Annotated in this window: 15 protein-coding genes; 8 read left to right on the forward strand and 7 right to left on the reverse strand. The window is 61.0% G+C overall.

The genetic code is table 11. The annotated features are described in order from the left end of the window. Positions 1-19: 19 nt before the first annotated feature. The gene (locus tag V1475_RS02830) at positions 20-1,765 is read right to left on the reverse strand and encodes a heparinase II/III family protein (RefSeq protein ID WP_479411537.1); all 1,746 of its coding nucleotides are present in this window, start codon (positions 1,763-1,765) and stop codon (positions 20-22) included. Positions 1,766-1,860: 95 nt separating this feature from the next. Next, on the reverse strand, positions 1,861-3,141 hold the full coding sequence (locus V1475_RS02835; RefSeq protein WP_479411538.1) for an RsmB/NOP family class I SAM-dependent RNA methyltransferase: 1,281 nt from the start codon (positions 3,139-3,141) through the stop codon (positions 1,861-1,863). Between the two features lie 59 nt (positions 3,142-3,200). Between V1475_RS02835 and V1475_RS02840 the strand changes: the two genes are divergently transcribed. Beyond that, entirely contained in the window at positions 3,201-3,410 is a 210-nt protein-coding gene (locus V1475_RS02840) for a DUF1674 domain-containing protein (RefSeq protein ID WP_479411539.1), read from the forward strand. Positions 3,411-3,467: 57 nt separating this feature from the next. On the opposite strand, the gene dapB is transcribed toward V1475_RS02840, so the two are convergent. Then, the gene (dapB, locus tag V1475_RS02845; protein ID WP_479411540.1) at positions 3,468-4,277 is read right to left on the reverse strand and encodes a 4-hydroxy-tetrahydrodipicolinate reductase; all 810 of its coding nucleotides are present in this window, start codon (positions 4,275-4,277) and stop codon (positions 3,468-3,470) included. Between the two features lie 99 nt (positions 4,278-4,376). Here dapB and rbfA point away from each other — a divergent pair, with 99 nt between their 5' ends. Genes rbfA through V1475_RS02860 form a run of 3 tightly spaced genes read left to right on the forward strand, consistent with a single transcriptional unit; the run spans position 4,377 to position 6,263 of the window. Beyond that, positions 4,377-4,796, forward strand: a complete 420-nt coding sequence (rbfA, locus tag V1475_RS02850) for a 30S ribosome-binding factor RbfA (protein WP_479411541.1) — start codon at positions 4,377-4,379, stop codon at positions 4,794-4,796. 12 nt (positions 4,797-4,808) lie between these two features. Further along, on the forward strand, positions 4,809-5,717 hold the full coding sequence (gene truB / locus V1475_RS02855; protein ID WP_479411542.1) for a tRNA pseudouridine(55) synthase TruB: 909 nt from the start codon (positions 4,809-4,811) through the stop codon (positions 5,715-5,717). 39 nt (positions 5,718-5,756) lie between these two features. Then, positions 5,757-6,263 carry a DUF1643 domain-containing protein gene (locus V1475_RS02860; RefSeq protein ID WP_479411543.1) on the forward strand — a complete coding sequence of 169 codons (507 nt, stop codon included), beginning with the start codon at positions 5,757-5,759 and terminating at the stop codon, positions 6,261-6,263. Here V1475_RS02860 and V1475_RS02865 read toward each other — a convergent pair whose 3' ends face one another. Next, complete coding sequence (locus tag V1475_RS02865) at positions 6,264-7,736, reverse strand: calcium-binding protein (RefSeq protein WP_479411544.1); 1,473 nt, start codon at positions 7,734-7,736, stop codon at positions 6,264-6,266. It abuts the gene before it with no gap. Positions 7,737-7,905: 169 nt separating this feature from the next. Between V1475_RS02865 and V1475_RS02870 the strand changes: the two genes are divergently transcribed. After that, positions 7,906-8,202, forward strand: coding sequence for a DUF5665 domain-containing protein (locus tag V1475_RS02870; protein ID WP_434289977.1), 297 nt, complete (start codon positions 7,906-7,908; stop codon positions 8,200-8,202). Between the two features lie 153 nt (positions 8,203-8,355). Further along, positions 8,356-8,625 carry a 30S ribosomal protein S15 gene (gene rpsO / locus V1475_RS02875; RefSeq protein WP_066704574.1) on the forward strand — a complete coding sequence of 90 codons (270 nt, stop codon included), beginning with the start codon at positions 8,356-8,358 and terminating at the stop codon, positions 8,623-8,625. A 91-nt stretch (positions 8,626-8,716) separates the two neighbouring features. Here rpsO and V1475_RS02880 read toward each other — a convergent pair whose 3' ends face one another. From V1475_RS02880 to V1475_RS02890, 3 genes are all read right to left on the reverse strand, one after another. Next, complete coding sequence (locus V1475_RS02880) at positions 8,717-9,397, reverse strand: Crp/Fnr family transcriptional regulator (protein ID WP_479411545.1); 681 nt, start codon at positions 9,395-9,397, stop codon at positions 8,717-8,719. A gap of 119 nt (positions 9,398-9,516) precedes the next feature. Continuing rightward, a complete protein-coding gene (locus tag V1475_RS02885; RefSeq protein WP_479411546.1) occupies positions 9,517-9,714 on the reverse strand; it encodes a hypothetical protein in 198 nt (65 codons plus the stop codon). 208 nt (positions 9,715-9,922) lie between these two features. Continuing rightward, on the reverse strand, positions 9,923-10,690 hold the full coding sequence (locus V1475_RS02890; RefSeq protein ID WP_479411547.1) for an SGNH/GDSL hydrolase family protein: 768 nt from the start codon (positions 10,688-10,690) through the stop codon (positions 9,923-9,925). 281 nt (positions 10,691-10,971) lie between these two features. Between V1475_RS02890 and putP the strand changes: the two genes are divergently transcribed. Together putP and pnp are read left to right on the forward strand one after the other, a co-directional pair. Further along, positions 10,972-12,447 (forward strand): sodium/proline symporter PutP, encoded by a 1,476-nt coding sequence (gene putP, locus V1475_RS02895; protein ID WP_479411548.1) that lies wholly within the window; start codon positions 10,972-10,974, stop codon positions 12,445-12,447. A gap of 243 nt (positions 12,448-12,690) precedes the next feature. Continuing rightward, entirely contained in the window at positions 12,691-14,823 is a 2,133-nt protein-coding gene (pnp, locus tag V1475_RS02900; protein WP_479411549.1) for a polyribonucleotide nucleotidyltransferase, read from the forward strand. The last annotated feature ends 34 nt before the right edge of the window (positions 14,824-14,857 follow it).

Below are 14,857 nucleotides of genomic sequence, written 5' to 3' on the forward strand. Positions count from 1 at the left end.
CAGTCCATCTTTGTGGCGGTCAGATCAGGGTCTCGTCGTCCATCTCAAGATCGCGGAGCGTCGTCGGCGTCTCCTGCGCCTTGGCCAATGTCCAACGGACACGGGTCGCATAATCCATTGCCGCCGCAGATAGAACCACTTGTTTCGCTGCACGCGGCTTTAAGCGGTTTTTTTCGAGGTAAACCGACCTCTCAAGGCTCAATTTCGCGCGACCGTCATGCCGGAACACCCAAATCTCCCCGGATTTGAGCGCCAGAGACACCGCCGCGCCCCCCATGTCGATCTCCGCATCCACATCCGGATGGAGATGAAACCGGACCTGAAACGGAATGCCCTGAAGTTTGAGCTTGTCCATCATCCGGTCGAATTGCCGCTCATCCGCCTCGGTGATCGTCGCCAGAGTGTCCTCCCCCGCAATCCCCCGCCCGTCTTTCGACAGCTCGATCTGGCGGATGTGGGTCAGCCCGTGGGTGCGCGCATACCCATTGTGCCCGGCCACGAACCCGCCGCCATCCTCACCGGCGCGCAACTCAAGCCGCACGTCATTGGGCACATCGACCAACAATTCGCGCAAATGACCGCCAATCATCCGCTTGGCACCCAGACGGGACGAGGAAAACCCCTCGATCCCCAGTGTCGAATGCGACGGCGTCGCCCTCCCGGCCCGCCGCCAATCGGCACCGAAACTGCCGCCCGCTCCGCAATTGACGATCAGGGGACGCCGCCCGGAGGTCAGCTCAAAGGCCAATGTCGAAGCATGGGCATTGAACGAGGCTTCGACCTTGGGCGGAACGGCAGCATCGACGATGATCGAAGTCCGCCCCGCCGACAGCCGCAGAAACCCCATATGAAGTCCCAGCCCCGGCGGTGTTTTATTGCCCGAGGCGGCCAGCGCATGATCGAGCCGCCCTTCGGCTCCGCGCCCACCGCCATGAAACCGCGCCAGCCCGCCATCGGAATGACGCAGCGCGCGCAGCGTCGGCGCGATGCGTTCGATCGCCGCAAGATGCGCCTCCTCGGCGATCCGTCCCGCTTCCGACAAGGCCGCTGCGGCCCATGTCAAAAGCGTGAAAACCTCCAAAAGTTCTTCGGGGTTGCGCGTCGGGATGCCACCCTCAAGGTCGATCTCGCTCTCGCATTCCTTCGCCAGCGCCTTCACCGCCGACGCGACATGCTCCTCCATGCCGACAAGCGACAACCCGGCATAGATCAGCCCGGTGAGTGCCTCGAACCGCGGCAATCCGGGACTTGCCGTCTGCCAGCGCCGCGCGAGGAAAATCGTCTGTTGCCCGAGCGTTTTATAGAAGGCGTTCGACACTTCCGTTTCCTGCCCGGACAGGAAAAACAGCGCATGATGGATCCAGCGAATAAGCCGCCGCCCGGTCAGATCCGGCGTCCAGCCCGGTCCCTTGCCGCGCGCATAGCGCTCCATCCAGCCCTTGATCCAATCCTGCGCCCGATGCCGCGCGTTGTAATCGCCCACGGCGGCCAGATCGTCGAGCCAGGCAAAGCCATGAATTTCTTCGACAAAGCCGGGAGCGGGTGCCTCGATGTCCCAGATCGAGGCATTCGGCGCCTCGACCAGATAGCCCGCAAACAGGAAATTCCCGCCGATCAGCTGACGCCCACGCGCGAAAGAGCCGATGGATTTGGGTTCGGGCTGCGAGACAAATCCCATCGCGGGTTTTGCACGCGCGGCACGCAGCGCATGAAACCGGTTCATGCGACGGACGTTCTTCGCGCGCCAATCCTCGCTTTGCGACATTGCCTGCCCCAGCCTGTCGGTTCGTTATCGTTGCCCGGAAGATAGCGGGCGCACCTCAGGATGTCATCGGGAAATCCCCGAAACCTCCCTGTCGCTCATCCCCGTCGCAACACCGTGATGAAGAATCCATCCATCCCGCCACGGTCCGCCCAGTAATCCGGACGGGTCCGCAGCCCCTCCGCGCCGATCCATTCCGGATCAATGCCGGGGATCTTGAGCGCGTCAAGATCGAGCCTGAGATCGGGATGCCGCTCCATCGCGTCGCGCACCTGTTCCTCGCCCTCGTCGATGAGCAGAGAACAGGTGCAATAGACCAGCTTTCCACCGGGTTTGAGCATCCCCAAAGCCCGGTCGATCAGGTGTTCCTGCAACTCGAACAGCCCCGGAAAATCCGAGCCGTCCTTGACATGCGGAAGGTCCGGGTGTCGCCGGATCGTCCCCGTGGCGGTACAGGGCGCGTCGAGCAGAATCGCATCGAAATCCGCCCCTTGGTATTCCAGCGCATCGCCGATGGTGATTTCCGCCGACAGACCGCAGCGTGTCAGGTTTTCCTGCACCCGACTCATCCGCGACTCGGAGATATCGAGTGCGGTAACTTGCGCCCCCATGGCCGCGAGCTGCATCGTCTTTCCACCGGGTGCGGCGCACATATCGAGGACCCGCGCGCCCTTTTCCGGCGCAAGGATTCGCGCAGGCAGGCTGGCGGCAGCGTCCTGCACCCACCAATCGCCCGTCTCGAACCCGTCCAGTTTCGTGACCTGAACAGCGCCGCTCAGGCGCACCGATCCGGTCGGCAAGACCTCGCCGCCGAGCTTCTCGGCCCAAGCCTCGGGGTCCTGCTTGACGGTCAGATCAAGCGGCGCGCCCTTGGCCTGCGCCGCCTCCATCGCACTGACTGTCGCTTTTCCGAAATCCGCCACCAAAGGCTTGCGCAGCCATTTCGGCAGCATCGGCGCAGGCAGGCCATCCCATTTCGCCTTTTCCCCGTCGATCTTGCGCAGCACCGCATTAACCAGCCCCTTGAAATGGCTAGATTTCGGACGCTCCTGCATCAACGCCACATAGGCGTTCACAACCCCATGCGCGGCCTCTCCCATGGCGCAAATCTCGAACACTCCAAGACGCAGCGCATCCATCACATGCGGCGCGGGACGTTTGGCAAGATGCGGCCCAAGCATCCGGTCGCAGCGGTCGATGACGCGCAGAGCTTCGGTCACCAGACGCTGGGAGCGCGCACGATCCTCGGGCGTGAGCTCTTTGGTGCGCTGCAACAGCACTTCGGACAGGAGCCGCTTCTCCACGAGAACGGCATCCAGAAGGGCCAGAGCGGCCCGGCGGGCGGCAAGCCCAGCAACATCGCTTGATCTTGTTTTCATAGCTCAACCCCGTATATCACAAGGCCAAGCCGGACAAGATCATCCGAAAGGAGCTCCCGATGAGCGACGACACTCCAGAGACCCCCGAAATGCGCGACATCTCCCACCTGCCCGCCGCCGCCCAGCGCGCACTGGCCGAGGCGGAAGAGCGGCGCAAAACCCGTGAAGAGGCGGTCAAAGCGATGCCCACCGAATTGGGCGGACGCGACGGGCCGGAGCCGGTGCGTTATGGCGATTGGGAGAAAAAGGGCCTCGCCATCGACTTTTAAAGAAAAACCCGCGGAAATCCGCGGGTTTTGTTTTGAGTATTTGGGCTGCAATAAAGCTCAGAGACCCAGCACGTCGAGCATGTCATACTCGCCCGGTTTCTGCCCCTGCCCCCAGAGCGCGGCTTTCAAAGCGCCCTTGGCAAAGAGCGAGCGATCCGAGGCGACATGGCGCAGAATGATCCGCTCCCCCTCGCCCGCGAACATCACATCATGCTCGCCCACGATGTCGCCGCCACGGATGGCGGAAAAGCCGATGTCGCCTTTCTTCCGCGCGCCCGTGATGCCGTCACGCCCCGAATCGCGCACCTCTTCGAGTTTCACACCACGGCCCTCTGCCGCCGCCTCCCCCAGCATCAGCGCTGTGCCCGACGGCGCGTCCACCTTGCGGTTGTGATGCGCTTCGATGATCTCGATGTCGTAATCCGCGTCCAAAGCGGCGGCGACCATTTTCGTGAGCTTGGTCAAAAGGTTGACGCCCAGAGACATATTGCCCGCGCGGATGATCGTGGCGTGACGGGACGCGGCTTCGATCTTTTTCAGCTCTTCGGGGCACATGCCGGTCGTGCCGATGACATGGACGCAGCGCGCCTGCGCCGCCAGCCCCGCGAATGCGACGGTCGCGGCGGGCGCCGTAAAGTCGATCACGGCCTGCGCCTTGGCAAAGGCTTCCAGCGCATCGTCGGTCACGGTGACCCCGATCGCCGCGCCACCCATGGCTTCGCCCACATCGCGCCCGACCCAATCGCTGCCTGCGCGCTCGACCGCCCCCACGAGTTTGCACTTGTCCGAGGCCAAAACGGTTTTGATCAACATCTGGCCCATACGGCCGGACGCACCGGTGATGACAATGCCGGGAAGCTCGCTCATGTTCTGCACTCCTAATTCAGTCGCGCGAGCTTTAGCGCGGCCAAGCGGATTTGGCAAAGCCCGCTTGCATGAAAGGCCAATCAAGACTATCTCGCGCCTATGGCAAAACGTTCTCATTCCGGCGGACCTTCGGGTTCGCATCGTACCCTTCGCATTGGCGAGGCCATTCGGCGTCGTCTGTCCGAGATGTTGTCCCGTGGCGAAATCCACGATCCCGATCTCACCGCGATGTCGATCACGGTGGGCGAGGTGCGTGTAACCTCCGACTTGCGGATCGCGACCGCCTATATCCTGCCACTCGGCGGGAAATCGGCGGGCACCGCTCTGGAAGCGCTGCGTCGCAACAAGGGTGAGATTCGCCATCAGGTCGGCAAGGCGCTTGGGATCAAGCATACGCCGGAACTGAGATTCGAGTTCGACGATACGTTCGACCGGATGGATGCCACGCGCATTATGTTTTCTGACGAACGGGTTCAGCGCGACATTCATCACGACGACGCCCCAGACGAAGAAGAATAACGGAGACATCCAATGGCCCGACGCAAAAAGGGGCGCGCAGTTCACGGTTGGCTGATCGTGGACAAGCCCGCTGGCATGACCTCGACCTCCGTTGTCAACAAAGTGCGCTGGGCATTCGACGCCCAGAAGGCGGGCCATGCCGGCACGCTCGACCCGGATGCGACCGGGGTTCTGGCCGTCGCCTTGGGCGAAGCAACGAAAACCGTGCCGTTCATCACTGAGGCGCTGAAATGCTACCGGTTCTCGGTCCGTTTTGGGCAGGCGACGAACACCGATGACGCCGAGGGCCAAGTGATTTCCGAGAGCGATGCGCGCCCGACGGATGCGCAGATTCTCGATGCGCTGCCGCAGTTCGAAGGCGACATCATGCAGGTACCGCCGAAATTCTCCGCCGTGAAGATCGACGGCGAGCGGGCCTATAAATTGGCGCGCGACGACGAAGAGTTCGAAATCGCTGCCCGTCCGCTTTATGTCGAAGAGCTGAAATTCGTCGAGCGCGTTGACGACGATCATGCGCTCTTCGAAATGACCTGTGGCAAGGGCGGCTATGTCCGCGCGATTGCCCGCGATCTGGGGGAGGCTTTGGGCTGTTTCGGCCATGTCGAATGGCTGCGCCGCGAATGGTCCGGGCCTTGGGATGCCGAGGACGGGATTTCCATCGCCGAGATCGACGAAATGGCCAAAACCGAAGCGCTCGACGCCTATCTGCGCCCGATCGAGGAGGGCCTGGCCGATCTCGATGAGGTGATGTGTACACCCGAGGGCGCCACGCGTCTGCGCAACGGCAATCCCGGCATGGTCTACCCCGCCGATGGCGTCGAATACGGCGATGAGGTCTGGGCCTCGTTCGAGGGCAAGCCTGTGGCCGTCGGCATCTACAAATCCGGCGAATTGCACCCGTCTCGGGTGTTCAACCTCTGATCGCTTGATTTCACCGGGCAGAGCGGCCATTCAAGGCGCATGATCACACGCACCCATACCAAGGGCGATGCGCCCTCCACCGCCGTCTATTCCGATTGCGAACGTTACCGTTACTCGCTGGTCCGGGTCTGGGAGCCGGAGGGGCGCAAGGCGCTTTTCGTCATGCTCAATCCCTCGACCGCCACCGAAGTGCAGAACGATCCCACCGTGGAACGTTGTGAACGCCGGGCCCGCGCCCTTGGGTTCGGGTCGTTTTGCGTCACGAATATTTTCGCATGGCGCGACACCGATCCGAAGAAGATGCGCGCCGCAAGCGATCCGGTCGGACCGGAGAACGACAGCGCGATTCACGACTGGGCGCTTTGGGCGGATCAGGTCGTTTGCGCCTGGGGCACCCATGGCGCACATCTGAACCGGGGCGCCCATGTCGAACGGATTTTGCGCGGCACCGGGCGCGATCTCTATCACCTCGGCCTGTCGAAAGCAGGCCACCCGAAGCACCCGCTTTACATTGCCTATACGCAGCAGCCAGAGCTCTGGCCCTGATCAGGCGGCGGAAAGCGCCGTGGGGCTGATCTCGACCACGATGTCCGCCAAGGTCACGTTGGGCGAGCCATACAGCACCGCCACCACATCGCCATTGACGATCACCTGACTCGATAGCCCGTCTTCGGTCTGGCTCACCTCGACATCGAGCGTGCCGTCATAGCTTTCACTCGGATCGAGGGTCACGCGCAGCATGTCCTCGCCCTCATTAAAATCTGTGATCTCCGCATGGCCGACATCGGCATTTGCGTCGTAATAAAGCCAGAATTCATCGCCCCCCGCCCCACCTGTCGCGGTATCTTCCGCATCCATCAAGAGCGTGTCGTCACCATCGCCGCCATACAGCGTGTCGGCGCCTTGATCGCCCGAGAGCACATAAGACGATCCCGTATCGTTTCCGGCATAGATCACATCGTCGCCCGCGCCACCCGACAGGATCGCCGTGCCATCGCCGCCATAGATCGTATCATTGCCTGCGCCCGCATCGACAATCGCCGCATCGTCACCGGTCGCGATCACATCGTCTCCCGCCCCGCCCGTCACCAGATTCAGCGTCCCGTCGGTCTCGATCGTCGGCAGGCCGTCCTCATCGAGGGTCAGGGTCGCGTCCGTGCCGCCCTGCATCACGTCATCGGCCAAAACGAGCGTTTCGCCCTCATCGCCCAGCACATAGTCCACCGTGTCACCGGTCGGTGTGCCCGTCGCCGTATCCGCATCCTCGTCCGGGGTCAGGACGTCGTCATCGGGGTCACTGTCCGGCCCGGCTTCATCCGGGATGTCGGGATCGTTCACACCCAGCACATCGTCATCGGGGGGGCTGTCGGGCCCCGCCTCGTCCGGGATATCCGGATCATTCGGCTCGACCGCTCCGAAATCCCCCAATTCGCTCAGGGCATAAAGCGTGCTTTCCCCGGTTTCGGGGTCCAGCACGTCGACGGAAATATCGTCCACCGGCAGGCTGTCATAACCGAGGAAGGACAGGATGGTTTCATCCTCATCCGTCGCATAGGACAGGCTCGTTCCGATCTCATTGCCATCGTCATCGGTCAGCGGTTCGACGATGAAATTCCCCGCCAGACCATCGTCCAGCGTCAGCGTGACATGATCCTCACCTTCGGTGAAATCGGAGAAAAGCGTTTCGCCCGACCCGCTCGCAACCGCGTAATCCTCGCCCGCATCCTCCGTGCCTGACAATGCGTCGTCGTCCGGGGATGCTTCGCCGAGCAGATCGTCTTGCGTGTCGTCAGACGGACCGTCATCGGACGTGACGGCATCGAGCGCGGCATCATCGGAAGACCCGGTCAGAAAACCCTCGTCACCGGTGTCTCCGGTCCCGGTCTCATCGACCGTTTCGTCCTCAGGAAGATCGCTCTCGGTCGTGGAAGAGGCGTCGGACTCGTTCCCGATCATGGCCACTTCGCCCAACGCGAGCGCAGCCGGTACAAGTCCCAGCAATGCCAAAGCCCATAACATATCCCCACACCTCGCATTCACACACCCGATCACATAATACGCCGCAAGGCTTGAAAAAGAAGGGAAATATCTAGAAAATTCAATCTAAACGACTGTTAGGAAAGGTTAATTTTCATTCTGTAAAAAATGTGATTAGAAGAGCAGGTGACAAACAACGATGGGGCAGGACATGTCGGAACAGGAAAACGCGTTGTCGGAAGACATCAAAGCGCTGACGGACGAGCTCGACCGGCTCAACAATCACAAATTCATTCGCATCCAGAATTCCAAATTGCGGATGATGTGGTTTCAGTTCCTGCGCGGGCTGGCTTTCGGCTTCGGCTCGGTCGTCGGCGCCTCCATCGTGGTGTCGATCGTCGGCTATATGCTCAACCAGATGGAGGTCGTGCCGATCATCGGCGACTGGGCCAAGCAACTGGCCGGCGAGATCCTGAGCGAAACGCAGCGGGTCGAGACCGGACAGTAGACCGGACACCAACGGGAAAAGGCTTTCTTTTTCAAAAGAATCCGGTTAAACGCGCGCATTCCTAGGCCTCAGTGCCGGGAAGATTCTCCAAGGGCCCTGCTGGACGACATCCCGGCTTGCGCCATAACCCTTTGTTTTCGAAAGGAGACCCCGATGTCGATCACGGTTGAAGAGAAAGCCCGCCTGATCAAGGAATTCGGCACCAAAGAAGGTGACACCGGTTCCCCCGAAGTTCAGGTCGCAATTCTGTCCTCGCGCATCGCGACGCTCACCGAGCACTTCAAAACCCACAAGAAAGACAACCACGGCCGTCGTGGCCTTTTGATGATGGTCGCCCAGCGCCGTAAGCTGCTCGACTACGTCAAAGGCAAAGACGAAGCTCGCTACCAGTCCCTCATCGAGCGTCTGGGCCTGCGTCGCTAAGCCTGCGGCTGCGCCACGGCGCACCCTCGTTATGTTTTTCAAAAGACCCTCTTCGGAGGGTCTTTTTTCATTTCGCAACGCTCGACCGCCCTCAAATCAGCGGACGCTGCCCCACGTCCTCTTCCTCGACCAACGCACAGCCCTGCAATGTCTCCCGGTCGAGAATCTGCAATTCACCATCGCTCCAGCGCGCCACCTTCCGATTGCGCAGCACGCCCAGCGTCTTGTTGGTATGCACCAGAGACAGGCCAAGCGCATCCGCCACATCCTGTTGCCGATAGGGCAAGGGCACGCGATTGCCCTTGGCAAGCCCGCGATGCGACAGCCGGTCGAACAGTTTCAAAAGCGCCCAGGACACCCGCTCAAGCCCCTTGCGCTGACCGACCGTCACGAGGCTCTGGCCGAGAAACGCCTCCTCGGAAGCCGCCAGCCAGACAAGGTCATAGGCCCGTCCCGGATGGTTTTGAAACAAGCGCCAGAGATCGCTGCGCCGGAAGGTACAGAGCACCATGGGCGTCGTCGCCTCGACCGAATGCCCTGCCACGCCCATCACCCCGGCCTGAAGCCCGACGAAATCTCCCGGCAGGATGAAATTCACCACCTGACGCCGCCCGTTCTCAAGCGTCTTGTAACGCACCCCCATGCCGCTCAACACGGTATAGAGATGCGGCGTCTCGGAGCCTTCGATCTGGGTCGTCGTGCCCGCATCGACACTCAGTTCACCGCTTTTGAACCCTTGGGTAAAGGCCAGTTCCTGCTGTGAAAACGGCACGAAACAGTCCTTCTTGCGCAAGGGGCAATTTTTACACGCAACGGTCACGAAAATATCCTCCGGCTATGTCGTGGTTTAATTCGCGAAACCGCCTTTTGGTTCATTCTGAGGATGATTTTTCAAGACAGGCTTGCCCAGACATGTTCTCCCACATTGCCGCCCCCGCCGTTCAAAACGCGGTTTTTCTGATCCTTGCCGAGGACGAGACATTCGGGGAGAGCCTCTGTTTCGCCCTGCTGCGGCTTGTCCCCGGCGCGCAGATTTTCAGGGTCGCCAGCCCGGGCGAAGCCATCGTGACCCTGAGCAAGCTGCCGCATGTGACAGCCGCATTTCTGGCACTGCCCGCCACAGAGGTGAATGCCGGTGTTCTTGGGCTTCGCTTGTCGCAACGCGGCGCACGGATCATTCTGCTGCTCTCGGCCCCGACCCCGATCACATCGCGCTATGAAACACTGGTGTGGCCGCAGGATCCGGGCGTTCTGGCTGCGCTTTTGCGCCCCGCCCCCCTCCTGAGGCCAGATCGTGTCAGCGCCGATCATCCACCTGACGGATCACATCCGCAAGTTTCTGCCCGATCACCCGCGAGCCCTTTTTCGACGGATGGATCATGTCCGCGCCGTGAAAGGACCGGTCGCCCTCCGGGACAAGTTCTGACACATCCAGAAAATACACCCCGTCCATCGCCCGCACCATCTGCGTCAGCCGCGCTTCGAAGGCATCGCCAAGCTCCCGGCACGAGTCGATCACAGACTCCACTCCCGGGCTGCGAAGATAGCCAAGGTAAATCACCCGCGCCCCGCTGTTGCGGATCTCACGCGCCAGTTCCGGGATCGCTCCGGCGGTGCCCTGCGGCGAAATCATTCGGGTCATCTTGCGTTCGCACGCCTGGCACCCACAGCCCAGCCAAAGATCGTTACCGCCCCCGTTGATCACCACCCAATCCACCGCGTCACCGCGATACTGTTTGGTGATGTTCATGCCGATGGCGCCCGAAATCGGCAGGCCATAAAGAATACGCGCACCTCCCATGGCCCGGTTCTCCACCGGTTCGCCGAGGCTTTGCGACAACACATCCGCAATCGAACTTTTGGACACGAGATGCCAGGCCATCATGGAATCGCCCAGCGCCAGAATACGCGGGCCACTTCTTTCGATCTGTGGCGTGTCGATGGGACCTGCCGATCTGGAGGCAATCTCGCTGCCGCTAGCAAACGCGGTTTCACCGGATGCGATCAGGGCAGAGAGGCTCAAAATCAAAGCCGTCAGGAGGGATGTCATACGGGCATGCAACATGGGCGACGCTCTTTGTAGTTTTGCGACATAAAAGATTCGTTGGCCCACCCAGCCTTGTTCTTCAGCAATGCCATATGGGCCAGCGACATGGAAACCGAAAAAGCCTGCGCTTTGGTAAATAGTCGATTTTCCCAATGTTCCCCATTCGTACATGACATTTTTCTGTGCATATAACCCCGTTAATCCAAATTCACCTTATTTGACTGGCACTACAGTCTTTTCTTGTCTCAAAATGTCACATCTGCATTCTCCCGACAAAATTCCAACAAGGGGAAAATGTCATGGAATTGGGAGTCTGGATCAGTTTGATCCTCTATTTCGCGCTGATGCTCGCCATCGGCTTTTATGCGTGGCGCAAATCCACGGACACGGCCGAGGGCTATGTTCTGGGCGGGCGCAATCTTCATCCGGCCGTCGCGGCGCTCTCGGCGGGGGCCTCCGACATGAGCGGCTGGCTTCTGCTCGGTCTGCCCGGCGCACTTTATGCCTCCGGTCTGATCGAAGCCTGGATCGGCATCGGCCTTTTCGTCGGCGCGCTGATCAACTGGATCGTCGTCGCACCCCGTCTGCGCGAGCAAACCAAGCGCTACGACAACAGCCTCACCATCCCGGAATTCCTCGCCAACCGCTTCCCGACCGCCGCGACCACGCTGCGGGTCGTCTCGGCGGTGATCATCGTGGTGTTCTTCGCCGTCTACACCGCCTCGGGCCTCGTCGGCGGCGGCAAGCTTTTCGCCTCCGCCTTTGAGGGCTCCTACATGACCGGCGTGATCCTCACCCTCGGCGTGGTTCTGGCCTATACCGTCTTCGGCGGCTTCCTCGCCGTCTCGCTCACCGACTTCGTGCAGGGCTGCATCATGATGTTCGCTCTGATCATCATGCCGATCGTGATCCTCACCACGGGTCAGGGCAATGGCGTCGAACAGGCCGCCCAACGTCTCGCGACCGAAGTCGATCCGAACTACCTGTCGATGACCCACGGGCTGACGCTGCTGACCTTCCTGTCCACCGTCGCATGGGGTCTCGGCTATTTCGGCCAGCCGCACATCATCGTGCGCTTCATGGCTGTGCGCACCCTCAAGGAAGTGCCGGTCGCCCGCAATATCGCGATGCTCTGGATGGCGATCTCGCTGATCGGGGCCATCGGCGTCGGCATCTTCGGCCGCACCTATATGGAGCGCAACGGTCTGACGCTCGAAGACCCGGAAACCATCTTCATCGTGCTCTCCGAACTGCTGTTCCATCCGCTGGTCACCGGCTTTCTGTTCGCCGCCCTGCTGGCCGCGATCATGTCCACCGTGTCGTCGCAGCTTCTGGTGTCCTCCTCCTCGCTCACCGAAGACTTCTACAAGGTCTTCCTCCGCCGCAACGCGTCCGAGCATGAGCTGGTGAACGTCGGCCGCCTCTGCGTGGCGCTCGTGGGCGTCGCCGCGATCCTGATCGCTTCCGATCCGACCTCCAACGTGCTGAGCCTCGTGTCCAACGCATGGGCCGGTTTCGGCGCCGCCTTCGGCCCGCTGATGATCCTGTCGCTGACCTGGAAACGCATGACCGGCGCGGGCGCCGTCGCAGGCCTCGTCGTCGGTGCGGGCACCGTCGCCATCTGGATCATGTCGGGGCTGAACAAAAGCTTCATGGGCGAAGGTCTCTATGAGATCATTCCGGGCTTCTTAGCCTCCTTCATCGCCATCTTCGTCGTCAGCCTGTTGACCAAGGAGCGCGGCGAATTCCGCCCGCTGGAGACCCCCGCAGAATAAGCGGTGCTGAAAACCGCAAAAAACACCGACGGGCGGCCATGTGCCGCCCGTTTTCCTGTGTTTCACGCACAACTCGCGACTTGGCGCAGCGGCGATTTTGCTGTATGCGCCTTGACCATCTGAGACGTAACGCAACAGACCCCGGCGTTGTGAAGGTAAGATATGGGGTCGGCGGCAATGGGGCCGCCAGATAAACGGGAGACCCGAGAGGGCTCGGGAGTGCTCCCCAGTAGGATACACTTGATGTTCAACGAAGTGAAAAAATCGATCCAGTGGGGCGAAGAAACCCTCACGCTGGAAACGGGCAAGATCGCCCGTCAGGCCGATGGCACCGTCATCGCCACCCTTGGCGAAACCTCGGTGATGGCCAACGTCACCTTCGCCAAGACCCAGAAAGAGGGCCAGGATTTCTTCCCCCTCACGGTTCACTACCAAGAGAAATACTATGCCGCCGGTAAAATTCCGGGTGGCTTCTTCAAACGCGAAGCGCGTCCGACCGAGAAAGAGACGCTCACCGCGCGTCTGATCGACCGTCCGATCCGCCCGCTCTTCGTGCCGGGCTTCAAAAACGAAGTTCTGGTGATGTGCACGGTTCTGTCGCACGATCTCGTCAACGACCCGGACGTCGTCGCAATGATCGCCGCCTCTGCGGCCCTGACCATTTCCGGCGCGCCGTTCATGGGCCCGATCGCCGGTTGCCGCGTTGGTTTCGAGGATGGCGAATACATCCTGAACCCGACCGTCGACGACATGCAGGACCTGCGCAACAACCCGGACCAGCGTCTGGATCTGGTTGTCGCCGGCACCAAAGACGCCGTGATGATGGTGGAATCCGAGGCTTACGAGCTGACCGAAGACGAAATGCTCGGCGCCGTGACCTTTGCGCATGAGCAAATCCAGCCGGTCATCGACCTGATCATCGATCTGGCCGAAGAGTCCGCCAAAGAGCCGTTCGATTTCCAATCCCCGGATTACTCCGAGCTCTACGGCGTTGTGAAAGCCGCTGGCGAAGAGAAAATGAAAGCCGCCTACGCGATCCTCGACAAACAGGAACGTGTCGCTGCCGTCGCTTCCGTCAAGGAAGAGATCAAAGCCGGTCTGTCCGAAGAGCAACTCGCCGACACCAACCTCGGCTCTGCTCTGAAGAAACTCGAATCCAACGTGCTGCGCTCTTCCGTTGTGAAAGAGGGCAAACGCATCGACGGTCGTGCGCTCGATCAGGTTCGCCCGATCACCTGCGAAACCGGCCTGCTGCCGCGCACCCATGGCTCCGCTCTGTTCACCCGTGGTGAAACGCAGGGCCTCGTCGTGACCACGCTCGGCACCGGCGACGATGAGCAGATCATCGACGCGCTGCATGGCAACTTCCGCTCCAACTTCCTGCTGCACTACAACTTCCCGCCGTACTCGGTTGGTGAAGTCGGCCGTGTCGGCTCTCCGGGTCGTCGTGAAATTGGTCACGGCAAACTGGCATGGCGCGCCCTTCAGGCCGTTCTGCCCGCTGGCACCGACTTCCCCTACACGATCCGCGTGGTCTCCGAGATCACCGAGTCGAACGGCTCCTCCTCGATGGCCTCCGTTTGTGGCGGCTCGCTGTCGATGATGGACGCCGGTGTGCCGCTCAAGGCCGCTGTGGCCGGTGTGGCCATGGGTCTCGTTCTGGAAGACAGCGGCGAGTTCGCGGTTCTGACCGACATCCTCGGCGACGAAGATCACCTCGGCGACATGGACTTCAAAGTGGCCGGGACCGAAAAAGGCATCACCTCGCTGCAAATGGACATCAAAGTCCAGGGCATCACCCCCGCGATCATGCAGCAAGCTCTGGCCCAAGCCAAAGCAGGCCGCCTGCACATCCTCGGCGAGATGAACAAAGCGCTCTCCGGCGCTGGCGAATTCTCCGCCCACGCCCCGCGCATCGAAACGATGCAGATCCCGACCGACAAGATCCGTGAAGTGATCGGCTCCGGCGGCAAGGTCATCCGCGAAATCGTGGAAACCTCCGGCGCGAAAGTCGACATCAACGACGACGGCGTGATCAAAATCGCCTCCGCCAATGGCGAAGCGATCCAGAAGGCCTACGACATGATCTACTCGATCGTGGCCGAGCCGGAAGAAGGCCATGTCTACAAAGGCAAGGTCGTCAAACTGGTCGATTTCGGCGCGTTCGTGAACTTCTTCGGCAAGCGTGACGGCCTCGTGCACGTCTCGCAAATCGAGAACCGTCGCCTGAACCACCCGTCGGACGTTCTGAAAGAAGGTCAGGAAGTTTACGTCAAACTTCTGGGCTTCGACGACCGTGGCAAGGTCCGCCTTGGCATGAAAATGGTCGATCAGGAGACCGGCGAAGAAGTCAAGAAAGAGGAAGAAGCCGAGTAATCGGTTCCCCTTTCGAGAAATCGAGAAGCCCCGC

The organism is Celeribacter sp. SCSIO 80838 (assembly GCF_056498065.1).